4 protein-coding genes and 1 pseudogene are annotated in these 4,787 nt (G+C 43.0%); all 5 read right to left on the reverse strand.

Annotated elements, in window-relative coordinates; translation table 11 throughout:
• Positions 1 to 85: 85 nt before the first annotated feature.
• The gene (locus D9K81_RS18720; protein WP_228199836.1) at positions 86 to 1,480 is read right to left on the reverse strand and encodes a hypothetical protein; all 1,395 of its coding nucleotides are present in this window, start codon (positions 1,478 to 1,480) and stop codon (positions 86 to 88) included.
• 950 nt (positions 1,481 to 2,430) lie between these two features.
• Positions 2,431 to 2,958 (reverse strand): annotated as a pseudogene (locus tag D9K81_RS17975) (hypothetical protein); the annotation flags it as partial.
• Positions 2,955 to 4,004: a baseplate J/gp47 family protein gene (locus D9K81_RS17980; RefSeq protein ID WP_120375085.1), complete on the reverse strand. Its 1,050-nt coding sequence runs from the start codon at positions 4,002 to 4,004 to the stop codon at positions 2,955 to 2,957. The gene D9K81_RS17980 and the pseudogene D9K81_RS17975, both read right to left, overlap by 4 nt.
• A gap of 5 nt (positions 4,005 to 4,009) precedes the next feature.
• Positions 4,010 to 4,372: a phage GP46 family protein gene (locus D9K81_RS17985; RefSeq protein WP_120375084.1), complete on the reverse strand. Its 363-nt coding sequence runs from the start codon at positions 4,370 to 4,372 to the stop codon at positions 4,010 to 4,012.
• 8 nt (positions 4,373 to 4,380) lie between these two features.
• A partial coding sequence (locus tag D9K81_RS17990; protein WP_121524006.1) for a phage baseplate assembly protein domain-containing protein occupies positions 4,381 to 4,787 on the reverse strand: 407 nt, incomplete at its 5' end.

The following is a 4,787-nucleotide window of genomic DNA, read 5'->3' on the forward strand; positions in this document are numbered from 1 at the left end:
GTGATGCGCGACGAGATAATTTCGGCATTTTTTTGCGATAATTACCTTGTCACGCACATTTCAAATGATGCAAAGCTATTTCATTTTAACTCGTACTAACGATAGCAAACCCAATGCCGCCATCAGTGCCTGAATTACCGCCGTTCTTCCAGCCTTGACCTTTAGCACCAACAGTTAAATTAAAAGTAATAACTTCTTCAGTGGTATTTGTATACTTCACTTTTAAGCGGCCACCTGAACCTCCACCGCCACCATAAGCCCATCTTTCGTCTCCAATACCTGTTGCACCATCACCACCACTATTTATAGTGCCGATACTAGAAGTAAGGCCAGTAGCACCTTTTTGAGTTTCCCAGCGCTGGACAATAACTGCAGCGTTACCGTTTTGATTCGCCAAAATGTCGAAGCTAGAATCTGCTGTAATTGTATTTGTACCTCCCAATCCACCTTCGCCGTTGAAGAAATGAGAACCGTTGCCCCATGCGCCGCCAATGCCTTTTTTGCCACCGCCTGCAATTAGTGTATTTGCTAAATAAGTTAGTACAACATTTCCGCCATCCGTTCCGTCGCGTGGATTTTCAGCAGGTGTATAGACAGATCCACCACCACCACCGCCTGCACCATACATATCTAAGATGATCGTTTGATGCGGCTGGACATCAATCGTATGACTGCCTTCATAATAGGTTTGAAGGCCTTCCGGATATTTGCTTGTGTCCATTACAAGAACATTCACAGCTTTATTTGGGATATATGAAAGTGCAAATTTTAGTGTTTCATTGCCTTCAGTCTTCTGATCTGCAACAGCAGTCAACGTATAAGCAGCTTTACCATCGGCACCAATCGTAAATTTCCCAGAAAGTGCGGAAGGTGTAATATCTGCTGCCTGCACGCCTGTAATCGCCCAATCAACTAATGTGCCTGCTTTCAATCCAGTTGTAGTCAGAGTAAACGTGACTTGCTCACCTTCATTCACTGCGCTCTTATTTGCAGTCAAAGTATATGTTGGCGCAGACTCGCCATCCGGCAAGCGCTGCCAGATCCGCGTCAATTTGCCTTGAACAGTGTTGCCGCCGCTGAGTGCTGATATTTGACCAACAGGGTCAGCAAAGCCTTCAACACCTACCGGCACATAAGGCCACAGCATCCATGATGTTTGATAGCCGAAATAAGTTTGAAGTTCGACAGCTGGATTCCAATCCGCATTGTCAGTCATATGTTTAGAGCCAACATGGTAAATACGCTGTACCAACGCTTTATTATGCAAATTAAAGAGTTTGAATAACTGCGCTGGATCATTCGGGTCTAAATTGAGTCCAGACATCTCAACAGCATTTGCTAATTCTTCTTGAACCGTATTCATGAAGCTTGGTGTTAAATACGTTGCATCTTGACCCGGCAAATCTGCATTGTCATGAAAGCCTTTTTTACCTGTACCATTTACATCTGGACGTGCATTAGCACTATCAATTCTTTTCATAAAAGTTCCATAATTTTTGAGTTACTAGTAGTATCTGATACATAATTTTTACACCACTGTAGCCAAGTGAATTGCGTTATTTAAGCAGAGGGCATTCTATTCTATGGAGTTAAATCGTAAACTTTGAAATTTTTCAACCAGCCTTTAAACTTGTTTGGTGTTGTTGCCGGCGCGAAGCCAAGCATGGTTGCCGACTTTGAATTTGGAGCTACTCTAAGATTTAAATTTAAACTAAGCTCATCATTAATATAAACTTTTATATTGTTGTCTTCTCTATACACAGTTAATTTATACCAAACACCATCTAATATATTCTTAGATGTGGCATCAGCAGATATATAGCTAAAATCAACATATACCTTATTAACCAAATTCGATTCACCAGATGCTGTGCCTGTAGAATACCCAAGATCCATAGGAACTACATTTTCTGTAAAATAAACAAGCGGCAAGTAACTAGAAACACCAATCAACCGCTTAAACTCAATTGAAAATTTATATGTTGAGCCAAAATTGTAAGTTGTTTGCTTAATCCAACTTGCAACATCATCATTAAAATAAGCCCCATCTGAAGAATGTGTGATACTCCCGTGCTTAGCCCAAGATAAGCTTAATGAACCATAATCATCAATTCCTGCAGTGAGTGGCATAAACACCAGTAAATTGTCAGAAACAATAACAACTTCATTACTAACCTTTTCAACACTATTTTTTACACACCCTATTCGCACATAATATATTTTTCCAATTTCCACATCAGTATCTATATATGTCCGTAAATCACCAGTAAGAATAGCCTTTGGCACTGGTAAATTTTCAAGTTTAATCGGTGTTTCTGAGCAGTAATATACAATTTCATCTACATCATTAGCTAAGATCCATGTATTTATAATTGCGTTCATTACTGAATTGTATTTACTCGAGAAGTCAACAATGCTCCAATCAATATTTTCAAAATCAGATCTCAAATAACCAGGTAAATAGTTTTCAATAATGCAGTTCAGATCAGCATTAACAGGGTATTGAAGTTCTAAAAGCACTTTATAGCGCAGCTGTTCCGTATTCACTGGAGCATTGCACGGTGCTGTACATTGCATCGGCTTAAACTTCACAATATCTATTAAAACCACCCCAAAAAACGCTAAAATCTGCTCTAAATATGCTTTATTCAACACGTTGCGCGTACTGCGCACCCACTTCAGCAGCTCAATGCGTTCTTCAAGTGTTCTTCCCGCATTAATAGAACATTTCAGCGGTAAGCCATATTCTGTTTCATATTCACTGATGAGGTCAGGCGGAAACCCTTCCAAAACTTTTAAAAGACGTTTGGCATCAATATCTGCCTGCGCCAAGAGCTTTGCATGGGCATACACATCAACCGCTAAAGCCTCTGTATTCGGTGATGTGTCATAGCCACCCGTGGGCAATAACTGGCGTAAAACAGATGCATAAAGTTGTGTGGTTTCGTCTAAAGTCATGTTGCGGCACTCACTGCAACAGTGCCTGCGCGCAGCCAATAAGTGTGCATCCAGTTCACTTCAGGCTGAATATTGGCATTTGGCGTTAGAGTTACATCTTCTACATTGGCTAAAGCCATGATGCGAGAAACTAAGACGTTGGCTTGGTATTCCTCAACTGGTGCAAGCTCTGCTATATAACTGCGGATCGTGGTTTCAACATCGGTATAATTCACACCAGTGCCTTTTACAGCAGCAGATAAATCAATAAGCTGCTGAGTTGGGGAGTACACCCGGCAATCGGCCCAAAATCCCGCTTCTTCATCTAAAACAATTTGCGCAGCCTCAATTAAAGCTTGAGCCGGCAGTGTTGGCGGACTGCCGACTGCAGTAATGGCAACATCCATCGAACCCAAGCCGCGGCGCTTTTTATACACATAAATCTTGCCTACGCCTGCAACCGACTTCATCGCACGTTCAAGGTCAGATTCACGGTCACGCGCTTGTCCAAGCTGCTTACTTTCAAGCATGCGGGCGCGCCATGCTTCTAATTCTTCTTCATCAGAACCGCCAGCAATAGATACCACTTCAGCCGTACCGCTGAGGCCTGCAATCGGACTGACCCAAAGCAATGAAGGGCCAGTGAAATTCCATGAAGCACCGATCTGATCGGCTGTGACACTGATTTCAGCAGTAATATTGGGCTGTACAACAGTTGTAGAAACAACACTCCAAAAGTGGCCTTTGCCATCGGTCAACTTTGTACCTGCTTCAATAGTAATTTCAGTGTTTGATTTGGCTTTCACTGTGCCTGCAGAGCGAGTGCCGCCTAAACGTGGCACTTTCAGCTCTTCAGCATGAATGTATAAATACGGTTCATCTGCAGTCTGCACAAACAGCTGGCGCTGAATATAAGCTTGGTGATGATATAAGCCTTCAACAACCGCTGCTGTGCCATCTGCACGGATCGACGCATCGGAATCAGCTGTAATGGTTAGGCCCGTCTGGTTGCGGATTTCTTGAACAATAACAAGATGCAATTTTGAAAATGCAGGAATTGGGTACATATTGCTCAACCTCCAACCGGAACGAAATATAGAATCTTTTGGCTTTCACCAGTAATGCGGACGGCATCAATAGTTAAATCGACACGGCTCTTTTCTGACTGAGATGCAGCAACGCTGATTGATTCAAAACGTGATGGCACGAGGTCTTCAAGTGCTTCTTCAGCGTACTGTTTTGCCAGTAAAAGGTTACGTGGCAAGTCTTTACTGCGGTTCAGCGTAAAAAGGCGGCTGCCTAATTTAGGATTGGCCCAGTATTTCCCGCGGTGAATCCCCAAACGCTGACAGACGCACTGCACGTCATCATTGACGAATGCAGCATCAAGGCTGAGCAGTACATAATCTTTGCTTTCTAAATCAATCGTTGCCATGTCTTCACCTACATTGGTTTATCTGGTGTTGGGCTATTGCCATGCTTGTGGCTGTCATAAATGTCGCGCATTTCTTGCATTGAGCTTTTTTGATCGATGACATCTCCAGTGGCCTGAACCTTGCCATTGACAAATAAATCACCCTCAACATACGTACCGTCTTTCTTAAGCCAAACGCTGTGACCATGTTGGTCATAAATACAGGTTTCACCTTCAGAAACCTCGACCACAATAGGCGCACCATCGGTAGCAATCACAATTGAGCGTGATGTTTTACCCTGCAGGGGAATAACCACCACACGACAGCCATCGGGAATGTAAGAACTAAAACCCACTTGCTGGACTAATTCGGTTTCATCCAATACTTCGCCAGCAAAGCCCGTCAGTTGCAGCAGTTTTGAACCGCCGCGGGCAA

This window comes from Acinetobacter chengduensis (assembly GCF_003664645.1).
GTDB classification, from domain to species: domain Bacteria; phylum Pseudomonadota; class Gammaproteobacteria; order Pseudomonadales; family Moraxellaceae; genus Acinetobacter; species Acinetobacter chengduensis.